Here is a 19,411-nt window from a genome sequence, read left to right as displayed (position 1 = left end):
GACGCCGCGTGGTTGGCCTGAGGCATTGATCTTCTTGGCCCGACGGGTCAGGTTGCGATAAAACCGCAGCCTCAACACAGGCTCCACCTCAACAAGAAAACACACCCATGATTCGAATTCGCGTTCTGCATTGTTCACTTGCGTTGTTGGCGTGTGTTTGTGCACGCGAGACTCGGTCCGATGACTTTGTTGCATTGCGTCAACAAGTTGAATCGATCGGGGATCTGACCAATCCGCCCAGCATGTACCCAGTCAGCCAGACTGAAGACCGCGAGGGGCTGCGTGAAATCTACTTTGACGCGCTGCCGTACCAAGGGAAACCGACACGGGTGTTTGCATGGCTTGGAATGCCCACGACCGCACAAGCCACCGACAGTGATGGCCAGTTTCCGGGTGTCGTGCTCGTTCACGGCGGCGGCGGGTCGGCGTTTAAGGAGTGGGTTCAAAAGTGGAACGAAAATGGTTTTGCGGCGATCAGCATCGCGGTCGAAGGCCAGACCGATCAGCGAGAGGAACAGACTAAGCAGTGGTTTCAACACGAATGGGCCGGCCCCAAAAGAAATGGGATTTACGGAGACAGTGATCAACCGCTTGCTGATCAATGGATGTATCACGCCGTTGCCGATACGGTGCTGGCCAATTCTTTGCTACGCTCTCTTCCAAACGTCGATAAAGACAGGGTCGGCGTAATGGGGATCTCTTGGGGCGGCATCATCACCAGCACGGTGATCGGGATCGACGATCGATTCGCCTTCGCAATTCCAACCTATGGCTGCGGAAACCTGGCCACCGCGGCCAACCAATACGGTCGGTCGCTAGGCGACAACGAACTCTACAAACAAGTCTGGGATCCGATGGTGCGTATGCAACACGCCACCATGCCGACTCTCTGGCTCTCATGGCCCGGCGATCAACATTTCCCGCTGGACAAACAAGCCGCGTGTTACCGAGCGATGGCCGGCGACACAATGGTTTGTCTGATCCCAGGGATGCGGCACGGCCACGGTGCGGGCTGGAATCCACCGGACAGCTACGCATTTGCCAACAGCGTCGTCCGCCAGGGAGCACCCTGGTGTCATCAGACAACAGCGAACGTGAGCGACCAGCAAGCCGTTGTCTCGTTCCACTCATCGAAAAAACTTGATGATGCCGTGCTGGTTTCGACGACCGACACGGGCGTCACCGGAAGTCGAAAGTGGACGCAGGCCCCGGCCCAGCTAACACATCAAGACGATACTTGGCAGGCAACGTCAACGCTTCCTGCCGGAACAACCGCTTGGTTCATCAACGCACACAGCAAGGGACTGACCGTCAGTTCGGAATACCAGTCCAGGGATTGGGGTGTCTCGAAATGAACCACACGTTCCGCTGGTAATCGCCATCAACTGCGGAGGTCCACCCGATCGCTATTTCTTCTGACGAAGTTTCTCGATCGTATCCACCACGATGTCGTGCTTTTCGCTGGTAGTGGAAATGATCAGGCTAAGATTCTGTGGGTATGGAGCGAACGATGTGGACTCATCTTCGCCAATCTTGGTTCTCAACAATTCGAGCAAGATAGACGGATCCCAAAGACTCTTGTCCTGGGTGAACGCAGCCATATCGCCCACTTTGTACACGCGGGTCACAATCGCGTGTTTGGAGTTCGCTTTGGTTTGCTTTGCCTTGGCTCTCTCCTGTTTAAGCGTCTTGGCAACCAGGGCATGTTTTTCGTTGGTCGTAGAAATGATCAGACTCAGGTTTTGCGGGTACGGCGCAATCGTCGAGGTCTGATCATCACCAATCTTGGTTTTCAACAACTCAAGCAAGGTTGTGTAGTCCCATCCGTGCTGCCCGTCCGTAAACGATGTCAAGTCGCTGACATTGTAAACGGTGGTCACGATCGCTTTTTTTCCATCTGCTTCGATTTGCTCCGCATTTACAACAGAGAACGAACAGCCGACAACAATTGCGGCGGCAAGGGCAGTCTGGTTTGATAATCGACGAAACATGGTTCGCTCCTTCTGAGGCCGGGTCATTTCCGCCGATTTTATCGAGCTTGCGAAAAATGACCAACATCGATTCCCAGCCCACTTGCCAGCTCGGAACCTAGGGTTGCGGTTTGCTCGCTGCACTTGCAAAACCTGACCCTGGGCTCAGTTGTATCACGCCGCTGACGTAAAGAGGCACCAACCAGATTCAAGACTCCGATCGAGTCATCAACCGCGAAGATTGCAACAACCTCCTGTCGTCGTTCTGGTCGCTGGCATAGTACCTTCGCCCAAATTTTCAAACCGCGACATGCTCGCCCTTGGTAGCGACTGCAGTAGCCACTGCCGAGCAAGCTACCTGTAGAACTTGAATTGACTCGGCGTCTAACGCGAGCCTCGTTGTCGGCGACGGATCCGACAAGCAACCAATCCCAATCCGCTGAAGATGGCGAACGAAGATGGTTCGGGAACTGCCGAGGCACTCGGAACAATTGAATACGTGCCAACCCAATTTTGCGCGTATTGATAGAACGGGTCATCGGGAAACAAATCGGTCGCTTCGATAGCCCCCACGTAATTGGCAGGGGACGAGGTTGGTAAAGTCGGATCTGCTAGATCACCAAAACCGACAAATGAATCCCCAAACGTGTTGTAGCCGCCCCAATCGAGAAGGAGCGAACTTGGATCAAAAAGATTGTTGCCCGATCCCAAGGTGTCTGGGTGACTCGTGGCGATATCAATCCCACCGACTGTAAGTTCGAAATGACTAATCGATCCGGTAACAGTATCGTCAGCCTCAAAAGTCCCAGTAAAGACGGAAGGTATGCTGCTAAAATCCCACTGCACGAAGGTTCCTGGCGCCCCGTCAGCAGCGGTCACATTCACCGAGATGGTGTACTGGATAATCCCAGCCTGCACCTGCCCCGCGGTCGTGACCAATAGCGCAGCGCCCGCCAATAAGAATCGAATTCTGCTCATACCAAGCATTTTCCCCGTCCACCGTTGCTGCACCTAGGAACTCCACGCAGAAAACGCGTGAATGCCACCCGCGAGATTAGATGGACGCCAAACCGGTGCAACCATTCACAACGGAAAAATGTGCAAATACGGAATAATCCACTTCTTCCCAACGCCAATAACGCCAATGAAGTGACTGACGTTCCACGACTCAGAGTTGAGCGAAATTCCACAGCGGAATAGCTCATCACACCGCCCCCCCAAGCCACCACCCCCTCAAACCACCTGGATCCGTTTTTGGCTACCACGGTGGCTCCCTTTTGGACTGCCATCTCCATCCGGAAGCGGAACCGCAAGAACTGTTTGCCAACGGTGGCAATGATGTGGCGACCGAATCGGATTCGATGAAATCAACAAGACGGATCGACCACCCTTTGACGTGGGATCGGACGCGCTGTTCGTTGCCTACTTCTCATCGGCCGAGTGGAATTGTTTTCGCTCCTTAGGATGGCGGTTACCGTCGCGTGTTTTGGATCTGTGGTGCGAATTTAGACACATACTGAACGGCTCTAAACCGCCAGCCGGTTCTGGGCTGCTCGGATGTCTGGCGTTCCACGGGTGTGACTCGATGGACGCGACCGAGAAAACCGCGATGCGTGATTTGGCGATCCGAGGCGGATCTATAGCGCTGCCGAGTTGCTGACGTTGCTGGACGATTGCCAAACGGACGTGGACGCACTGGACGAATTATTGCCGATCATGCTGCCCAAGATCGACTCACAGTTCACTCGGGAATGCGAACCTGAGGACCGCCCATTGGTTCAATCTTTACGAATGAGTCTTCGCTACCGCCGTTGACGTGTACGCCAGAACGCCCTTTTTCAGTGGTTCGTGACAAGCCCATCGATCCGCCTTTCGCATACGCCTCGATGACTGCGGAATTGATTCTGTTATCGTTGCTAAGATTAAGTGTTGCCCGTTGATCGTTCGCGACCAACGCAATCTCTGACGTTGCACCATTCATTCGGAGTTGGACATTGTCTGGCCCAAGCGTTTTGAAGGCTCCTTTGACCGTTCCATCACTGCCGATCAACTGAAATTCTTTGGCACGAACTACACTTGGCGTTTCTGGATTCTGGGTTGCCGCAACTGTGGAGACAAGGACAGCACACACCAGCCCTCCTAGCCCTAGGCGGCGCCAAATTCGAACTTCCTTTTCAAGATGCGACATACGTTGTTCGAGATTCTTTTGCGTAGACATTTGCATACCCTCTAAAAGTTGCACAATGGATCGAATAGGAAATTGTACATAGAACGATGCTCCCAGGGTTAAACCTCCGCTTCTTGGCTTTGTTTCGTGATGATCGCGAGCCTGCCAACAATTCGGCGACGTGATGCAACCAGACATCGGCCAGAACCCGTACCCGCTCGATCCAGATCGGCTTGGGACACAGGAGTGAAAAAGGGGCAGGAGCATTTATGGAATGCTAGGTAAACTGCATTCTTAGTGCATTGGCAGATCAGGCTGCAGAAATTCGACGCGATCGGAGTGCCGAACCTGCGACCGCCGAAAGTAGTGGGGCATGCCGAGTCAGCTGCACCGAAAGAGCCTTCTTATCCAAACTGCCAAATCGGCTCCTGACCCTTTTTCATCGCCAAATCGGCTCCTGACCCTTTTTCATCGCCACGTCGCCAAACGCACTCGCTTCGACTGAAATCGAAGCGGCCAAGAGAGTGAAAACGCTATCGTTACCCAAGTCACACTGGGCAGACCTGGCAACCAAGTAGACCAGCACGATCTGTTTGGAAGCGGGCGCAAAGAAAAACCGTCAATCAACGTCTACTGACCCTGTCTGACGGTTTGTGGATTAGGAAGTGAACATCCGCCCGAAGGCAGACATGATCAACCCTAGTACAACGAAAATCGCCACTGCACTGCCTATCAGCGAGCCTACAATACGTTCGTCCGTCGACCGAGCCACACCAAAAAGGGCGCCAGTCGCCGATATGCCGCATACAAGCAACCAGTGGAGTTGAAACGTCATTCCTGCAGTTGCCAACAAGAACAAATTTACCGCAACCAACATCGCGAGCAAGCCACCCCGCTGGACTAACGTCAGTTTCATTGGATGGTCCTATTTGAAAAACGGCCAACCAATTGGCAAAGTTCCGCCACCTTGGATGTCCATCCAAGGTGCGATAACCAATGCCGCAGCACGACACGCTGCGGTATTGCATCCATAGATGGCGCAGTAGTAGGCGTTGATACTCAGACTTTGGTCACAATAGGTAATTCGGCATGGATATTGTGTGCCGAGAGGGCCGATGCACTCATCGTGCCACTTGCACGCTTTGTCGATGCAATCCAATTCTGTGACTCCGTCCCATTCCTCACCGTTTCTTGGCCCACAGAAATGGCCATAACCCGGTGTGGAATAAAGCCCTCTCGGATCAACAAAGCTGATAGGGCGATTGTGGACATACGCAAATAGATTTGGCCCATCATCAAACCCGATAGGGTCTCTGGAGCAGAACCGCCCGGCAGTCGCGTCGTACATCCTGGCCCGATAGTGATAGAGATCAAGATCCTTGTCCCATTCGCGTCCGGTATAGGTGTAACGATTACCTTCGGCGGTTGACGTGCGTGCGGCGCCGCTGCCATCGAAGATCGAAAGATTGCCGTACGCATCATACGCGTAGCGTTCTTTGATCGTCCCAGACGAATCGGTCAGTGCGTTGACACTGTACTGTTGGTTGCTAACGTAGCCAGGGGCAAGCTTTGTGGGCGACTCGTCACTTTCAGAGCGGGTTTTGCCGGGCGTGCGACGGGATGCTGGGCGGGATCTGCAGCGAGGATTGCGTTTTGAAACGACGTACGATATTCCAGCTCCCGCGCGGGTGCGCGCGAGACTGGGGGTAAATGGTCGGCGGCGGGATGATGGCTGGCAGAGCATCCCGCTATTGTAGCCAACTGGGATGATGAAGAAGTTATTCGTTTTCCGGCGGTTTGCGGTCTTTTGCGCCGGGATGCGTCCTGTCGTGGACTTCTTGTAAGCGTTTGATCGACACGTGCGTGTAAATTTGAGTCGTGTTCAAGCTCGCATGTCCCAGCAGTGACTGAATCGAACGCAAGTCAGCACCGCCTTCGAGCATCAACGTCGCTGTCGTGTGACGCAGCATGTGGCAACTGCCGGGCTTGCTGATTCCCGCGGCGGTTAAGTAGGTCTTCACCAGTTGCGACAGGGTAACCGGATGGAACGCGTTGCCTCGTGATGTCAGAAAGATCGTTTGGGTGTCGTCGTCCAACAAGTTCGGGCGTCCGTCGTGGATGTATTTGTTTAACCACTCGAGCGCCCGCTGGCCGGTCGGAACCACGCGGTCCTTACGTCCTTTGCCTTGGCGGATCATCGCCAGTCCCGACTCGTGATTGATGTCGTCCAACCGTAGCGCAATCAACTCCGCGCGACGCATCCCGGTGGCGTAAAACAGTTCCAAGATCGAACGGTCTCGTAGTCCAGCCGCCGTGCTAAGATCGACACTGCTCAAGAGCGTTTCCACTTCGTCGATCGTCAGGTGTGCCGACGGAAGACGCTGTTCTTCTTTCGGTAGTTCGATCGATTTGCCGGGGTCGACAGCAAGCCAGCCTTGTTCGGTTAACCAGGCCAACCAATGCGCGACGGTCGAGAGACACGACCGCTGTGTGCAGAATCTCAGCGGCGTACTGTTGCGCTCGTTGCTGCGGTAGTACAGCGAACGTCGATAGGCAGAGCTTCGACCTGTCTCTAAGAAGCCATAAACGCAAAAACTGTCGACACAAGAAACAACAAAAAGAGAAGTCCACCGATCTGGTCCAGACCGACATCATCTTTCGCTACTACGCTCCCGTACCTGATAACTAAGATGAAAGTCGAGAGCAACAGCGAAACCAAAGCCACTCCCGCAAATATGCCTGAAATCCAAATGGTCATCACTACTTGCTCACGCAAAAGGTTGATCCAAAGAGCCTCCACCCAAATCGTAGCCTTCTATAAATTCCTTGCATGTGAAGGCTGTAAACAATCTGCAATTCGTGCCCTCGATGATGTAGAGGCCGTAGTCGAGTGAATAGTCCTTGCCGCATCGCGGAAAACAGAGGAATTGGTTCGCGTTCCCAGGATATCGTGTGCAAGTAACGATTCCATCAGCATACGGACCAGGTAGAGGTGACGCCGGCGGGACAAGAGGCGGCATTGGCGGGTGACGCGCGTTGCAGCTATTTTTGCAGCCTCTCATATGACTTCCGCTGCGTCCTCCATGTTTCATTTTACAGCACATGTAACATAACCGTCGATTCTCCTTAGCGTCGCACTCTCGGGTCATTCCAAGCGGATCGCGACCATCAATTGGGTTCGACTCAACGGATTCATATAGATTCCATTCGCTTCCCTCAAATCCGATCGGATCTCTGGAGCAAAACCGCCCACAGATCGGATCATACATTCGAGCCCGATAGTGATAGAGCGCTAGCTTTTCGTCCCACTCCCTGCCGGTATACGTGTACCGATTGCCTTCGGCTGCCGTCGTACGTGCAGTGCCGCTACCATCAAACACCGACAGTCCGCCATAGGCATCGTAAGCGTACCGCTCCTTGATCACCGCTGACGAATCCGTCAGCGCGGTAACACTGTAGTGTTGGCCTCTAACGTAGCAACGCACGGGGGCGGCGGATGACGCCTCACATTTCTGGCGGGTTTCGCGGGGCGAACACCGTCTTAGACGGGACGACGTGCACCTGCGATCTCGTTGTGAAATCGTAGCCGCACTCTTCCGAGACGCTCGCTGACGCACGGAAGCGACTCGTCCGTAGGCGTGGGGTGGCGAAAGCACAGTCATGACACGCCTGTGATTCGTAGAATCGATGCGAAAGTGATCGCGTCAAACACCCCGGTCGCGAAGCTGGCGTTGCAGGTCCTTTTCCAATGTTGCCAACTCGTCTAGCGAGAGATTTTCAACGGACGTTTGCTCTCGGCTCAGAAGCTCGTGAAGGATTTTAATCCGGCATCGGGCTTCACCAACAGCTTCGCCTTCTGCTTTGCCTTCTTTCCGCGCCTGCTCGACCGCGAACTGCATCCTTGCCCGTTCATCGCGTTGGGCTTTCAAGCGGAGTTCGTATTGGCTGCGTTGCTGCGGCGTTCGTTGGATCATGTCGAGGACCTCGGCGGCTTCGCTAAAGGCGGGAGAGTTGAATCGCTGCTTGATCTCTTCGGCCGTCATCGTTTCGGCTCGGCGGAAGAAGTGACACCACGCGTCGACGGGGTCGGTAATCACTCGATTATCGCTCGGCACCGTGTACTTTGGCAACTCAAGAAGGTGAATTTGCAGCCCATCGGTCAATTTCAGGCCGCCGTCGCGACTTCGGAGCCGAAAATCGCTGTGGATTTGGGCTGATTCCCGAAAGAGAATTGCGTCAAGAACGCAGATGCTGATGGCCGGCCGCAATAGCGTGTAATCGTCGCCTTCGCCGATTTGGCTGATGTAGAGTGACGCGGTGTAGTACGCCAATCGCTGCGAAAGACCCGCGGGAAGCGTCGTTTGCATTTCAATGTCGTATAGACGGCCCGCCGAATCGCGCGCCGACACATCCAGAATCGACAGCTTGTCGAGATCGTCCTCTTTGCCCAGGATCGGATTGAGAATCTCGACTTCGACGATATGGATCTCATCACCAAGAATCGCGTTCAAAAAGTGCAGCGTGATCGCGGGATGCTCAGGGCTCCCGAGCAGCAGTTTGAATGCGTAGTCGACGGTCGGGTCGATTCCGAGGGCCATGAACGGTCTGCAACATGGGTAAGGGATGATAAGCAACCAGCAGTTTATCGTGTCAATCGATCATCTGTCGACTTGGGCATGTGGAGTTCGATCACGTCACGAGACACCATCTGATGTGCCCAAATCCGTTGGGTCATCGATTGCAAAAACAAAAGGAACGGTGACGCTTTCCTTCAGCGGAAGACGGATCGCCGCGTCGACCTCTCAAGGCGGAGTTGATTCCATGCTAACGAACTCTTTGAAGATGGCTGCCTAATCAAACGTTGCGCTTCCTGTCTGCGCGAGCCGAACTCAACTGGCGAAAGATCAACCCAACAAAACACCGAACCATCGCGTCAGCGGACCAGACGCGGATTCAAGCAGCGCGTCACACACGACCGACCTAGGTGAACTGCGGATGGGCACGATCGTCGTAGCAGATCCCGCCAGGGTTTAGTCGCTCCGGAGTGCGGCGAAATCTGAACCGTGGCCGGCCCAGCTACGGGGGTGGTGGCGTTGGGCGTCGCGGGCGATCGTGGGCTGGATGATCACTCTGTTGGATTCGTATGAGCTGGGAGAGTCGGCTGCACCGGAAGAGCCTTCTTATCCAAACTGCCAAATCGGCTCCTGACCCTTTTTCATTTACTGATGTTTCACGGCTGCTTGGGATTTAGTACGGTCCTTTCTGCCGATGCAACTCAAAACCCAAAGGACTGATCAATGCGAAAGATTTCTGTTGCTGTGTGCCTTGTGGCAATCGTTCTAGCGAGTTTCCTGGCGGCTGGTGTTGGTGCGGAAGAGTCACAAGAAGCCAACCCAATAATTGCAACGAAGGTCTACAAAGTTGCAGACCTTCCGATTTACAGACCAACGAAGGGCGTTTCCTTCGATTTGCTGATGACGTTCATTCAGCAAACAATTTCGCCGTCGGACTGGGAGGCGAAAGGGGGAAGTTCGACGATGGCACCGTATCCCCAAAACCTGTCACTGATCATCTCAACAACCCAGAAGAATCATGACAAGATTGTGGACTTGGTTGAGCGATTCAGAGTCAAGGACTGATCCGGTTGGATTTAGGACCACTCAAGGCAATCGCAATAAATGACAAATGCCCCGTCACTCCTGGCGGGGCTTTTTGTATGACTTCGTAAGACGCCGGGGCAAACGAACACCTTTTCAAGAAGGTCTTCTGGAGTTGCCACCCCGTTCAGGGACATTTTCCGGTGGCAAAACCTTTGGGCACCCAAGGGCGGCAAGCCTTGGTGACGTAAACCCTTTAGAAACAAGGGTTTAAGAAGTGGGCGTTGAGGGACTCGAACCCCCGACCCCCTCGGTGTAAACGAGGTGCTCTAACCAACTGAGCCAAACGCCCGATGTGGGATGCAATTCTCAACTCGTCCGCTGAGCGGAGGGTGCTTCGGCGCGGTTCTCAGTGAACACTGCCTGTGCGTCGCATCGGTTGGAGGACGCGGTGGGAATGCGTCCTCGATTCTGTTCAATCACTGCTCTATCACGTTGCTTTGCAAGCACAAGGGCGCTGCAAACATCGTCTGCCACATCCGGTCCGGTCAAAACCAGCTGCCCGGTTGCCGACGGCTTTCATGCCTCTGTCAGCTGCGGCGGTGTATTCTTGTCTCGCTTCATCAGCGGCCTAACAAACGAGCTCGCTTGTTGCGTCGTTCGGCCTGAATCTTTTGGCGACGACGAATTTCACTCGGTTTTTGGTAGTGCTCGCGGCGTCGCATTTCTTTTTTAATTCCGCTGCGTTCTACCAACTTTCGGAATCTTCGGACTGCCTCTTGAATCGTTTCGCTGTCACGGACCATCAACTTGACCATTGTTTCTCCAATTGCATCGCTGAATCCTCTGTTTATTGAATGAAATCGCTTATTTCTCAGTCCGCACCCCCAGAGCGTGGCAGCGGCATGCAGCCATTATCAGGTCTGACAACGGAAACAACCGGCCGAGGTGCGGCGAGAGACGCGGGAGTGTAACGATCGGCATGCCAGTCCCGCAACGGCCATCCTTTTCGGTTCAGGCAGTTTTTGCCGGGTTTTTGCATGAATCGCAGTCGATCGTCCCCCTGCATTGCCGTTGGGTGCTGGATTTACACCCTTGGCACAGCGGTTTCCGCACAAACGGCATAACCGTCAATCCCAACCCGCTTTAGGCAACTGGTTTGTTCGGAACCGGGCACACTTCCGATGGCTGGACGGTCCGATGCCAACGGTGCGAGCGAATGATTCGACTCGCATCAAACCCTGTGCATCCGCCACATCGACCAATCCGCCAGATCACTGCCGATGGCTGTCCCAGCACCCCATTTTGACGCTCAATCCACCGCTGACCGAGAACCCGGCGGATTGCTCGAAGAGTTAGAGCGTCGCCAAGACGACGTTCTCAGCCAACTGGACGATCTGGACGCCAAATTGGACGAAGTGCTGAAAGGACTCGAACCGCAAAAAGTCGAAGGGGACGCCGACGCGGAACTCGCGGACCACGTCGAAGACAACACCCCGATCAACTTTGCACGTGTTGCGGCACTTCTGCAGGAGGCGTCGGATCCCGATCTGGACGATCAGCAGACTGCCCTATGCGACACCGAGAGCGCTGCCGAGACCCGCGACAACGTCGAAGACTGGGCGTAGTGATCGCACTCGCAGTTGCGATCGAGGCAGCTCTAACCCTGTGTTGTTCTCGGCCGCGAGACGTCATTGCTGGTCGGCTTGATAGGCGTCTCGCAGCACTTGCATCGTGTGTCGCACGCGGATCGTTGAACCGGCCGCTCGCAAATGATTTTCGATCTGCGTTAGACAGCCAATATTTCCCATCGCAACCACATCGGCGCCGGACGCAATCACAGCGGCCGCTTTTTGCCGGCCTAATGAACCCGCGATTTCGGGCTGGTCGATGTTGTAGGAACCCGCCGAGCCACAACACAGATGCCCCTCGGCGATTTCAATCAATTCCAATCCGGGAATCAGTTGCAGCAATTGTCTCGGTTCGCGACGCACGCCTTGCGCGTTGGACAAATGGCAAGCATCGTGATAGGCGACCCGCAGATTCTGGGCACTGCCGCCGTTGGTCTGTGGCGGTAGCGGCTGCAGATCACCCAGCCGGCTCAGATAGACGCTGACGTCACAGACCCGCCGGGAAAATTCGGCAGCCCGCTGCTGGTCGGCGGTGCCTTTTAACATCAACCCATATTCGTGCATCCCGCTACCACATCCCGCGGCGTTGGTGACGATCGCATCGACATCCGCCGGAAACGCATCCAAATTGAGTTTGGCGAAGCGACGTGCCTGGTTCAAATTGCCGACGTGCCACGAGAGCGCCCCACAACAGGATTGCGAGCGGGGGACGATCACATCGATCCCGTTGCGATTGAGCACATCGATGGTTGCCAGGTTGATATCGGGATCGAGCACCGTTTGCGCACAACCCGCCAGTAGCGCGACGCGTCCGCGGCGTGTGCCTTTTGCCTGGTAAAGTTCACGCAGCGGTTGTGCGGCGGGGAGTTTGGCCGGCAACAGGTCCAACATCACACGAATCGGCGCGGGCATCAGCCCAGCGAGTGGTTTGACCAATCGGCCGGTGAAAGCCGCCATTCGAAATCGACTTGGATAGGGCAATGTCCACTGCGCCAAAGTCCGTTTGAAGCGGTCGCCCAGCCCCCGTTTGCGTGCTGGTTCTTGAGTCGCCCGAAACGAACTGATCAGATCGCCATAGGCCACTTCCGAAGGACAGGCCGGTACACAGGACACACATCCCAAACAGGCATCAAGATGCGGTGCCGCGGTTTCCAGCGGCAACGCCCCCTCCAAGACTTCTTTCATCAACACGATTCGCCCACGCGGCGAATCGGTCTCGCGTCCCAGTTCGTGATAGGTCGGGCAGGCCGACAAACAGAATCCACAATGCACACAGGTGCTGACGGCATCGGCCATCGACTGCCCCAGTGGCCCGTGCTGTTGCGGTTTGATTTCGTGACGCATTTCTATCGCTCAAAAATCGGAAAACGGCCAACCGGGTCCATCGCATGTTTGATCGCCGATTCAATGTGATTGATTCCCCGGTTGCCGATCACCAAACGTCCATCAGGAGCACGCGGCCCGCGCATCAGTTGGCCGGTCACTTCGGTCTCACGCAAATAGGTATCAAAATCATCGAGGTCGTGCTGCGACAACGCAATCCAACTGATCGCGCCGGCGACACTGTTATGCAGCACTGCAGCGTGTTTGGAAGTGTCGCACCAATCGGCCAACCCGATCATCTGTCTCAGCGTCGTGGGCACTTTTGCAACACAGTCCAGTTCGGGGCCAAATTCAAACGATCCAAGTTGCTGCCAAATCAATGCGGCCTGGTCCGAATCGACTCGTGTCAGGGAATCCGCAACGCCCACGCGTTGCATGTCATCGGCAATCGCTTGGCTGATTTCGGCGGCACCGCTGATCCGCAACCACACCATTCGCGTCTTGGCGGAGTAATCGATCGCATCAAGTTCCCAGCGGCCGCGTGCCGCTGCAGCGATCACCGTCGCCGCCATGGCATGATCTGAACAACGGACTTGATAGGTTTGGATGCCCTGCGGCCGCGGAAACACCTTGAACGTCAATTGCGTGATGGCGCCGAATCGGCCGCAGCTTCCCACCAGCAATTTGGGGATATCGAATCCCGCAGCATTCTTGACCACCTTGCCACCGGATTGAATCAGTTGGCCGTCACCGGCAACGAACTGTGCCCCCAAAACAAAATCGCGAACGCCCCCGTAGCGATGACGTCCGGGACCACTGATCCCAGCGGCCAATGTCCCACCAATCGTTGCGTTGTGGTCAGCCAAGAGCGGATCAAACGGCATGTACTGGCGTTTGTCCCGAAGCGTGTCATTGATCTCATTGAGCGTCGTTCCGGCCATTGCCGTGAACGTGAACTCCGACGGTTCGTATTCGACGATCCCCGACAGCGATCGGCTGCTGACCAGAGTGGTTTCGGCGGTGACCGCGGAAAGCGTCGGCTTGCTGCGGTTGCCGACCATCAAGACAGATTCCGAATCAAGAATCAATTGGCGAACTTGGTCGATGGAATCGGGACAGACCGGGTTGGCAGCGTTGGCCGCTGATGGATTGGATTCGATTTCACTCACGACTGATCACCCCCGCTTTTTCCAGCGGATGCAAGCCATGGGTCAACAGTGCCGGGGCGTCTGCGCCAGGAAACATCTTGCCGGGATTGGCGATGGTTTTGGGGTCGAACGCGGCGCGCAAGCGATGCATTAATTCGATCGTTGACACGTCGTACATCTCCGGCAGGTAATCTCGTTTTTCGATTCCAACACCATGTTCCCCGGTGATCGAGCCGCCCATTTCCACACACATCATCAAAATTTTTCCGGCCAGTGCCTCGGCTTGCTGAAGTTGTCCGGCGATCGAATCATCAAACAGGATCAGCGGATGCAGATTGCCGTCACCGGCATGAAAGACGTTTGCGACTCGCAATCCAGACGCCAGTGAGAGTTTTTCGATCCGCTCCAGAGCTTCGCCCAACCGTTTGCGAGGGACCACGCCGTCTTGGACCAAAAAGTCGGGGCTGAGTTTGCCGACCGCAGAGAAGGCACTCTTGCGCCCCGCCCAAATCGCAGCGCGCTGTTGGTCGTCGGCGGCCACAACGGTTTCAAAGGCATCGGTTGCAGCGATCACCGCGTCGAGCTGTTGCTGTTCGGCTGCGATCTTTTCCCGCGGGCCTTCCAATTCAACAATCAAGACCGCCGCGGCACCGTCGGGATAGCCACAGGCCGTTGCTGCTTCGGCCGCCTGGATCGCCAATGACTCCATGATTTCCATCGCGCCGGGCAGGAGACCGGAATCGATCACCGCCGAGACCGCGTCGCCGGCGGCGCGCAGCGATCGATAGCCGACCAACACGGTGTGAAAACATTCGGGTTTGGGCAACAGTCGCAAGGTGATTTCCAGTGCCACACCGAACAGCCCTTCGCTGCCACAAAACAATCCGGTCCCATCGGGTCCAATCGATTCCAACGTGGGGCCACCCAGATTGACAATTTCCCCTGTCGCCGTGACCACTCGCATCCCGATCACGTGGTTCGACGTCATTCCATATTTCAAGCAATGGGCGCCACCGGAGTTGAACGCGATGTTGCCGCCGATCGTACAAATTTTCTGGCTCGATGGATCGGGTGCGTAATACAGCCCATGCCGCGCCGCTGCCGCGGAGACATGCAAGTTGATGACGCCGGGTTGAACGACTGCGATTCGGTTGTCCGGATCCACATGGATGATTTTGTTCAATCGATTTAGCGAAATCACAATTCCGTCTGCAACCGGCATCGATCCCCCTGACAAACTCGTACCGCTACCGCGGGCGACGAATGGGACCGATTGTTCATAACACCAGCGAATGACTTCGATCACTTCCTGTTCGCATTCAGGAATCACGACGCCCAGCGGTCGCTGGCGAAACGCGGTCAATCCATCCGATTCGAATGCGGCTTGATACGCCGCATCGGCATGAAAGCGGCCTGGTGGCAATCGATGGCACAGCGATTGAAGATCAGCAGTCGGCGTGTTCATGACAAACAATTTTTGAGTGCCGCCAACAACGTCAGCACATTCCGTTTGTTTGCGGATTCCCCCATCAAACCGATCCGCCAGGCTTTGCCGGCAAACACGCCCAATCCGCCGCCGATTTCAATGTCAAATTGTTCTAACAATCGCTTTCGAATCGCAGCCTCGTCGATTCCATCGGGCACCGAAACACAGTTTAACGTGCACAGCGACTGGTCCGGGATGTAGGACAACCCCAAGCCTTCCAAACCAGTCCTCAACAGATCGTGCATGGCCTGGTGCCGCGCGATGCGTTTCTCCAACCCTTCTTCCAACACGATCGCGAGTGATTCTCGCAGCGCATAGATCATATTGATCGGCGCGGTGTGATGGTACGCACGACCGCCGCCACCGGTGTAATAGTCCTTCAGCATCGACACATCCAAGTACCAACTACGTGTTTTCGTGGTACGGGCCTCCATGCGTTCGATGGCGCGGGGAGAGAACGAGACCGGTGACAATCCGGGCGGACAGGACAAACACTTCTGAGTGCCAGAATAAATGGCATCGATCCCCCAGCGATCCACCTGGACATCGTGGCCTGCCAGCGAGGTGACCGCATCGACGACAAACAGCATCCCGGCGTCGTGCAGTAGATCGCCCAGGCCCGAAAGATCCTGCAGAGCACCGGTCGAAGTCTCGGCATGCACGACGGCCAACAGTTTCGCCGCCGGATGCGCCGCCACCACGTCGGCAAATTGCTGAAACGAAAACGATTGCCCCCAGGGGATCTCCACCGCGTGCACGGTCGCCCCGCAGCGCTCCATGTTGTCTTTCATCCGCCCCCCAAAGACGCCATTGATCATCACGATCACTTCATCACCCGGTTCGATCAAATTGACCAGCACCGTTTCCATCCCGGCCATCCCCGTCCCGGAGACCGGAAAGGTCAGCGCGTTGCTGGTGCGAAAGACCTTGCGCAACATTTCACAGGTCTCGTCCATGTAGCCGATGTATTGGGGGTCGAGGTGACCGAGTGTCGGCGCCGAAATCGCTTGCAGGATTCGAGCCGGCACGGTGCTAGGGCCTGGCCCCATGAGAAGTCGTTGACGAGGATGAAGCGCTTCGACCATGATGCAAGTTCGTGAGAGTGTTGGTGGGGAAAGAGTGAGTCGGAAAGAACGTCTCTCATTCTACGCGATCTGGACCACTTCGGCGGGAGCCGACGAGCCGTTAAAATTTGAACATGAAAACCGACGCCGAAAAAATTTGTGACCTTGAAATCGCGCTCGCCCATCTACAGCGCCAATACGATCTATTGAATGAGGTCGTCACGGCACAGTCGATACAACTCGATCGGTTGCAGAAACGTATCACCAAGTGGGAGCAAACGGTGGAGACGTTGAAGAACAAAGGGGAATCGTTTGACGATCCGCTGAGTGAAAAACCGCCGCATTATTGAACCACTGAATGCCGGCCTGGTGGTGGCCCAGTGCCAGCAGTGATTGAGCCAGCTGTGATTGAGCCAGCTGTGATTGAGCCAGCTGTGATTGAGCCAGCTGTGATTGAGCCAGCTGTGATCGCCGCTGTTCACTCGAGTGTGATCGAGATCTGCGGACGCAACTGCGAAAACGCTTCGACCCCGGCCGCGGTGACATCTGTACCAGCCAGCCCGATCCATGCCAAATTCGGTGACCCGACCAATTTGGCTAACACGCTGTCATCAATGTCACTGGTTTGAACGCTGAAACCACGCGTGATCGGCATCTGAAATTCGCTGGCCGATCCCAAATTGAATCGACTGTCGATCACACGCAGCTCGGCCGGAACAATGCCCAATGTTTTCAGATCGCTGGGGTTCAATGTAGCGAACTGCACCTCGACACGCCGAATTTGTAAATTCGTGTCCACCGCGTCGCAGTGGCCAAACCGCGGCGACACCAACGTGACCACTTCCAACCGTTGCATTCGGCTGAGCGTCTCATAGAGTTCCTTATTCACCACCGCATGGGTCAACCACAGGTGTTCGACATCCTGAAGCAGGCGGATTTCGGGATCCACCGGTTGGTAAACACAATCAAAATGCAAATCAACCAGCTCACCAAAGCGAGCGAGTTGACGAAAACAGTCACGGCCGATCCGTCCGCCGTCGACATGCAACGTCCACATGGCATCGGTGTATTTGAATTCTTTAAACGCCTGGGCGTTGATTTCAAACGGTTTGCCCAGTTCGCTGCCGATCCCCAACCATTGGACTTCATCGACACACCAGCGGCTGAGATTGTCAGCGGTAAAGGCGGCCTGTTCAATCGTTGCACGGTTGGCCCGCCCCGTCCACGCTTCCCCTAGCAACTGGCGCATCTGGGTTGGCAAAAACAATCCGTCTTCATCCAACCGCCAATTCCCCATCACCACCTCCCCCCCCAGGTCACGCACCTCGTGGATCATGCGCTGTCGTAGCTTCATCCGTTTGATGCCGGTGTTGTAACCACCAAACACCAGCGCGGTGCAAGCAGCGATACAGAGTGTGGTTTTAATCGAAAGGGTTTTGTCGCCGGTGAGCAGCATCGAAAACGCGATCCACAAAAAACCAAACACGCCCGCGACCATCATCGCCAATCCGTAGGTGACCCAACCGGGCGGGATTCTCCCCAGGTAGCCGACACCGGCGGTCAAAACCACTCCGGTGACTCCCAGTAAGAGACGGTGATCGGAAAAGAAACCACGAATCATGCGACCGATTCGGGTTACTCGCAAACCGACGTAGCAGATCAGGCAGCCGAGCAGCGAGAGTGTGACTCCAACCATCCCCATCCCCAGGCGAGATTTTTCCGCCAACGCCTGACGCAAACTGATCGGGCCGGGAGCACGCGCCAGCAGCGCGTGTGGCTGGAACGCGGGAACGATCGCCGGCGGCGGACTCAGGTGTTCCGGGGCGAGTGGTTTGACGTCGGAATAGATCGCCGAGTCGTTGAACTGTTCGGTCAATTCGAATTCAATTTTGGAGACGCGCAATCCCGATCCGATCGTGCGTGACGCGACAACCGTTTGAGGAAACCACAGGTCCTGATTCGGATCGTGCTGAAACGCTTCGGTCTCGATCCGTTTGACTTCCACCGTTCCCGGACCGATCACCGTGCGAAAGGTTTGCTCAATGGGAAGCAGATGACGATGCTTGGCCAAAACCACTTCACAGTGAGCAATGCTGCCGCCTTCGTAGTCGAGAACCGTCCGCCAATTGATTTTCCAAGACGGTTGCTGGCGATATTCGATCTGCTCAACCGTGAACTCGCCCAACATGCCTGGATCCGCTTGCAACGGCCCCACCTCGTTGGTCCCAAATAGCCAAACCAGACTCGGCGTGTAGTAATAGTGTGACAACACTAGATGCGGAATCGCGGGCGCGAAATTGCGTTCAAACGCAGACCGCAAATCTTTGAGCGGACCATTGTGCACGTGGTTTCGATCGCGGATGCGACCATGCACCCCATCAAACGCATAAATTCGTTTCTCGATGGCGGGTTCAAAACAATCCGACCGAAATCGTTCCCCCGAACGCAAAAAACGTTCTCGCGTCAGATGCCCCGGTCCAAGGGCATCCCAAGGGATCGCCGCTGGCACCGATGGCATAAAATCCACTTTGACAGACTTGTATTGGCGGGTCTCGCGATTCAGCCCCCAGTGCTGATACGACGATCGAATTTGCGTTAATTCGCTACGGAGTTGGACCGTGTCGGCGTCGCCGGCCGACGCCGAGATCGCTCCGATCACCCAGAATAGACCGATAACGGCAAGGCGATTCGAGAAAGGCATCAATTTAATACCACGGCAGGCTAGACAAGTGCGGCGGTCAAAGTGATTAATTTAGCAGAGTTTTAGCGGGCAGACGGCAGAATGCCGATTTGACGGTGATTACCGATTGAAATCTCTCGTGGTGCGATCCCAAATCCGTTCACCCGTGTCTCAAAGTCGAGTGCCCGCGACGGCCAGCAGCAGCGCCCCGGACAGCCTGCACCAGGGCCTAAGGTTACACTGACCCATTGCAGACCTCCCCCGGTGCACGCGTTTAGAAGTTGCGCTTTTATCGCAACCGCGACGTGTCAGCGAGGGATTTGACGGGTTGAGGAGATCCCTCGC

17 protein-coding genes and 1 tRNA gene are annotated in these 19,411 nt (G+C 55.5%); 4 read left to right on the top strand and 14 right to left on the bottom strand.

The window, feature by feature from the left end; translation table 11 throughout:
• Positions 1-107: 107 nt before the first annotated feature.
• On the top strand, positions 108-1,355 hold the full coding sequence (locus tag NHH03_RS24195) for an alpha/beta hydrolase family protein (RefSeq protein ID WP_253160609.1): 1,248 nt from the start codon (positions 108-110) through the stop codon (positions 1,353-1,355).
• Between the two features lie 51 nt (positions 1,356-1,406).
• On the opposite strand, the gene NHH03_RS24190 is transcribed toward NHH03_RS24195, so the two are convergent.
• The 7 genes from NHH03_RS24190 to NHH03_RS24165 form a co-directional block, all read right to left on the bottom strand.
• Positions 1,407-1,991, bottom strand: coding sequence for a hypothetical protein (locus tag NHH03_RS24190; protein ID WP_253160607.1), 585 nt, complete (start codon positions 1,989-1,991; stop codon positions 1,407-1,409).
• A 363-nt stretch (positions 1,992-2,354) separates the two neighbouring features.
• Positions 2,355-2,957 (bottom strand): PEP-CTERM sorting domain-containing protein, encoded by a 603-nt coding sequence (locus NHH03_RS24185; RefSeq protein ID WP_253160606.1) that lies wholly within the window; start codon positions 2,955-2,957, stop codon positions 2,355-2,357.
• A gap of 754 nt (positions 2,958-3,711) precedes the next feature.
• Positions 3,712-4,212, bottom strand: a complete 501-nt coding sequence (locus tag NHH03_RS24180; protein WP_253160605.1) for a hypothetical protein — start codon at positions 4,210-4,212, stop codon at positions 3,712-3,714.
• 850 nt (positions 4,213-5,062) lie between these two features.
• Entirely contained in the window at positions 5,063-5,881 is an 819-nt protein-coding gene (locus NHH03_RS24175; protein WP_253160603.1) for an RHS repeat-associated core domain-containing protein, read from the bottom strand.
• A 34-nt stretch (positions 5,882-5,915) separates the two neighbouring features.
• On the bottom strand, positions 5,916-6,593 hold the full coding sequence (locus NHH03_RS24170; RefSeq protein WP_253160601.1) for a tyrosine-type recombinase/integrase: 678 nt from the start codon (positions 6,591-6,593) through the stop codon (positions 5,916-5,918).
• A gap of 312 nt (positions 6,594-6,905) precedes the next feature.
• Positions 6,906-7,799: an RHS repeat domain-containing protein gene (locus tag NHH03_RS28455; protein WP_390895620.1), complete on the bottom strand. Its 894-nt coding sequence runs from the start codon at positions 7,797-7,799 to the stop codon at positions 6,906-6,908.
• A 42-nt stretch (positions 7,800-7,841) separates the two neighbouring features.
• On the bottom strand, positions 7,842-8,735 hold the full coding sequence (locus NHH03_RS24165; protein ID WP_253160578.1) for an Rpn family recombination-promoting nuclease/putative transposase: 894 nt from the start codon (positions 8,733-8,735) through the stop codon (positions 7,842-7,844).
• A 699-nt stretch (positions 8,736-9,434) separates the two neighbouring features.
• On the opposite strand from NHH03_RS24165, the gene NHH03_RS24160 reads away from it, so the two are divergent.
• Positions 9,435-9,776, top strand: a complete 342-nt coding sequence (locus NHH03_RS24160) for a hypothetical protein (protein WP_253160576.1) — start codon at positions 9,435-9,437, stop codon at positions 9,774-9,776.
• Between the two features lie 236 nt (positions 9,777-10,012).
• On the opposite strand, the gene NHH03_RS24155 is transcribed toward NHH03_RS24160, so the two are convergent.
• Positions 10,013-10,086: transfer RNA gene (locus tag NHH03_RS24155), tRNA-Val, on the bottom strand.
• A gap of 271 nt (positions 10,087-10,357) precedes the next feature.
• Positions 10,358-10,552 carry a 30S ribosomal protein S21 gene (rpsU, locus tag NHH03_RS24150; protein WP_253160574.1) on the bottom strand — a complete coding sequence of 65 codons (195 nt, stop codon included), beginning with the start codon at positions 10,550-10,552 and terminating at the stop codon, positions 10,358-10,360.
• 465 nt (positions 10,553-11,017) lie between these two features.
• On the opposite strand from rpsU, the gene NHH03_RS24145 reads away from it, so the two are divergent.
• Positions 11,018-11,362, top strand: coding sequence for a hypothetical protein (locus NHH03_RS24145; protein ID WP_253160573.1), 345 nt, complete (start codon positions 11,018-11,020; stop codon positions 11,360-11,362).
• Positions 11,363-11,425: 63 nt separating this feature from the next.
• On the opposite strand, the gene NHH03_RS24140 is transcribed toward NHH03_RS24145, so the two are convergent.
• From NHH03_RS24140 to NHH03_RS24125, 4 genes are read right to left on the bottom strand one after another with little or no spacing between them, the layout of a single operon-like run.
• Positions 11,426-12,709: a (Fe-S)-binding protein gene (locus NHH03_RS24140; RefSeq protein WP_253160571.1), complete on the bottom strand. Its 1,284-nt coding sequence runs from the start codon at positions 12,707-12,709 to the stop codon at positions 11,426-11,428.
• A gap of 2 nt (positions 12,710-12,711) precedes the next feature.
• The gene (locus tag NHH03_RS24135) at positions 12,712-13,857 is read right to left on the bottom strand and encodes an FAD-binding protein (RefSeq protein WP_253160569.1); all 1,146 of its coding nucleotides are present in this window, start codon (positions 13,855-13,857) and stop codon (positions 12,712-12,714) included.
• Positions 13,850-15,301 carry an FAD-binding oxidoreductase gene (locus NHH03_RS24130; RefSeq protein WP_253160567.1) on the bottom strand — a complete coding sequence of 484 codons (1,452 nt, stop codon included), beginning with the start codon at positions 15,299-15,301 and terminating at the stop codon, positions 13,850-13,852. The genes NHH03_RS24135 and NHH03_RS24130 overlap by 8 nt, the downstream gene beginning before the upstream one ends.
• The gene (locus NHH03_RS24125) at positions 15,298-16,371 is read right to left on the bottom strand and encodes a pyridoxal-phosphate-dependent aminotransferase family protein (protein WP_253160565.1); all 1,074 of its coding nucleotides are present in this window, start codon (positions 16,369-16,371) and stop codon (positions 15,298-15,300) included. The genes NHH03_RS24130 and NHH03_RS24125 overlap by 4 nt, the downstream gene beginning before the upstream one ends.
• 149 nt (positions 16,372-16,520) lie before the next feature.
• Here NHH03_RS24125 and NHH03_RS24120 point away from each other — a divergent pair, with 149 nt between their 5' ends.
• A complete protein-coding gene (locus NHH03_RS24120; protein WP_253160563.1) occupies positions 16,521-16,736 on the top strand; it encodes a SlyX family protein in 216 nt (71 codons plus the stop codon).
• A gap of 128 nt (positions 16,737-16,864) precedes the next feature.
• On the opposite strand, the gene NHH03_RS24115 is transcribed toward NHH03_RS24120, so the two are convergent.
• Positions 16,865-19,087: a hypothetical protein gene (locus NHH03_RS24115; RefSeq protein ID WP_253160561.1), complete on the bottom strand. Its 2,223-nt coding sequence runs from the start codon at positions 19,085-19,087 to the stop codon at positions 16,865-16,867.
• Positions 19,088-19,411 lie beyond the last annotated feature (324 nt).

The sequence above is a fragment of the Stieleria tagensis genome (assembly GCF_024129865.1).
Lineage (GTDB): Bacteria > Planctomycetota > Planctomycetia > Pirellulales > Pirellulaceae > Stieleria > Stieleria tagensis.
The sequence above is the reverse complement of the archived record's forward strand: the minus strand, read 5'-3'. Positions and strand labels throughout refer to the sequence as shown.

Excerpts from the sequence above, each read along its gene's own strand:
- NHH03_RS28455 (WP_390895620.1), bottom strand. The coding sequence starts at position 7,799 with ATGACTGTGCTTTCGCCACCCCACGCCTACGGACGAGTCGCTTCCGTG.
- NHH03_RS24195 (WP_253160609.1), top strand. The coding sequence starts at position 108 with ATGATTCGAATTCGCGTTCTGCATTGTTCACTTGCGTTGTTGGCGTGT.
- rpsU (WP_253160574.1), bottom strand. The coding sequence starts at position 10,552 with ATGGTCAAGTTGATGGTCCGTGACAGCGAAACGATTCAAGAGGCAGTC.
- NHH03_RS24115 (WP_253160561.1), bottom strand. The coding sequence starts at position 19,087 with ATGCCTTTCTCGAATCGCCTTGCCGTTATCGGTCTATTCTGGGTGATC.
- NHH03_RS24190 (WP_253160607.1), bottom strand. The coding sequence starts at position 1,991 with ATGTTTCGTCGATTATCAAACCAGACTGCCCTTGCCGCCGCAATTGTT.
- NHH03_RS24145 (WP_253160573.1), top strand. The coding sequence starts at position 11,018 with ATGGCTGTCCCAGCACCCCATTTTGACGCTCAATCCACCGCTGACCGA.
- NHH03_RS24165 (WP_253160578.1), bottom strand. The coding sequence starts at position 8,735 with ATGGCCCTCGGAATCGACCCGACCGTCGACTACGCATTCAAACTGCTG.
- NHH03_RS24185 (WP_253160606.1), bottom strand. The coding sequence starts at position 2,957 with ATGCTTGGTATGAGCAGAATTCGATTCTTATTGGCGGGCGCTGCGCTA.
- NHH03_RS24120 (WP_253160563.1), top strand. The coding sequence starts at position 16,521 with ATGAAAACCGACGCCGAAAAAATTTGTGACCTTGAAATCGCGCTCGCC.
- NHH03_RS24125 (WP_253160565.1), bottom strand. The coding sequence starts at position 16,371 with ATGGGGCCAGGCCCTAGCACCGTGCCGGCTCGAATCCTGCAAGCGATT.
- NHH03_RS24175 (WP_253160603.1), bottom strand. The coding sequence starts at position 5,881 with ATGCTCTGCCAGCCATCATCCCGCCGCCGACCATTTACCCCCAGTCTC.
- NHH03_RS24130 (WP_253160567.1), bottom strand. The coding sequence starts at position 15,301 with ATGAACACGCCGACTGCTGATCTTCAATCGCTGTGCCATCGATTGCCA.
- NHH03_RS24160 (WP_253160576.1), top strand. The coding sequence starts at position 9,435 with ATGCGAAAGATTTCTGTTGCTGTGTGCCTTGTGGCAATCGTTCTAGCG.
- NHH03_RS24140 (WP_253160571.1), bottom strand. The coding sequence starts at position 12,709 with ATGCGTCACGAAATCAAACCGCAACAGCACGGGCCACTGGGGCAGTCG.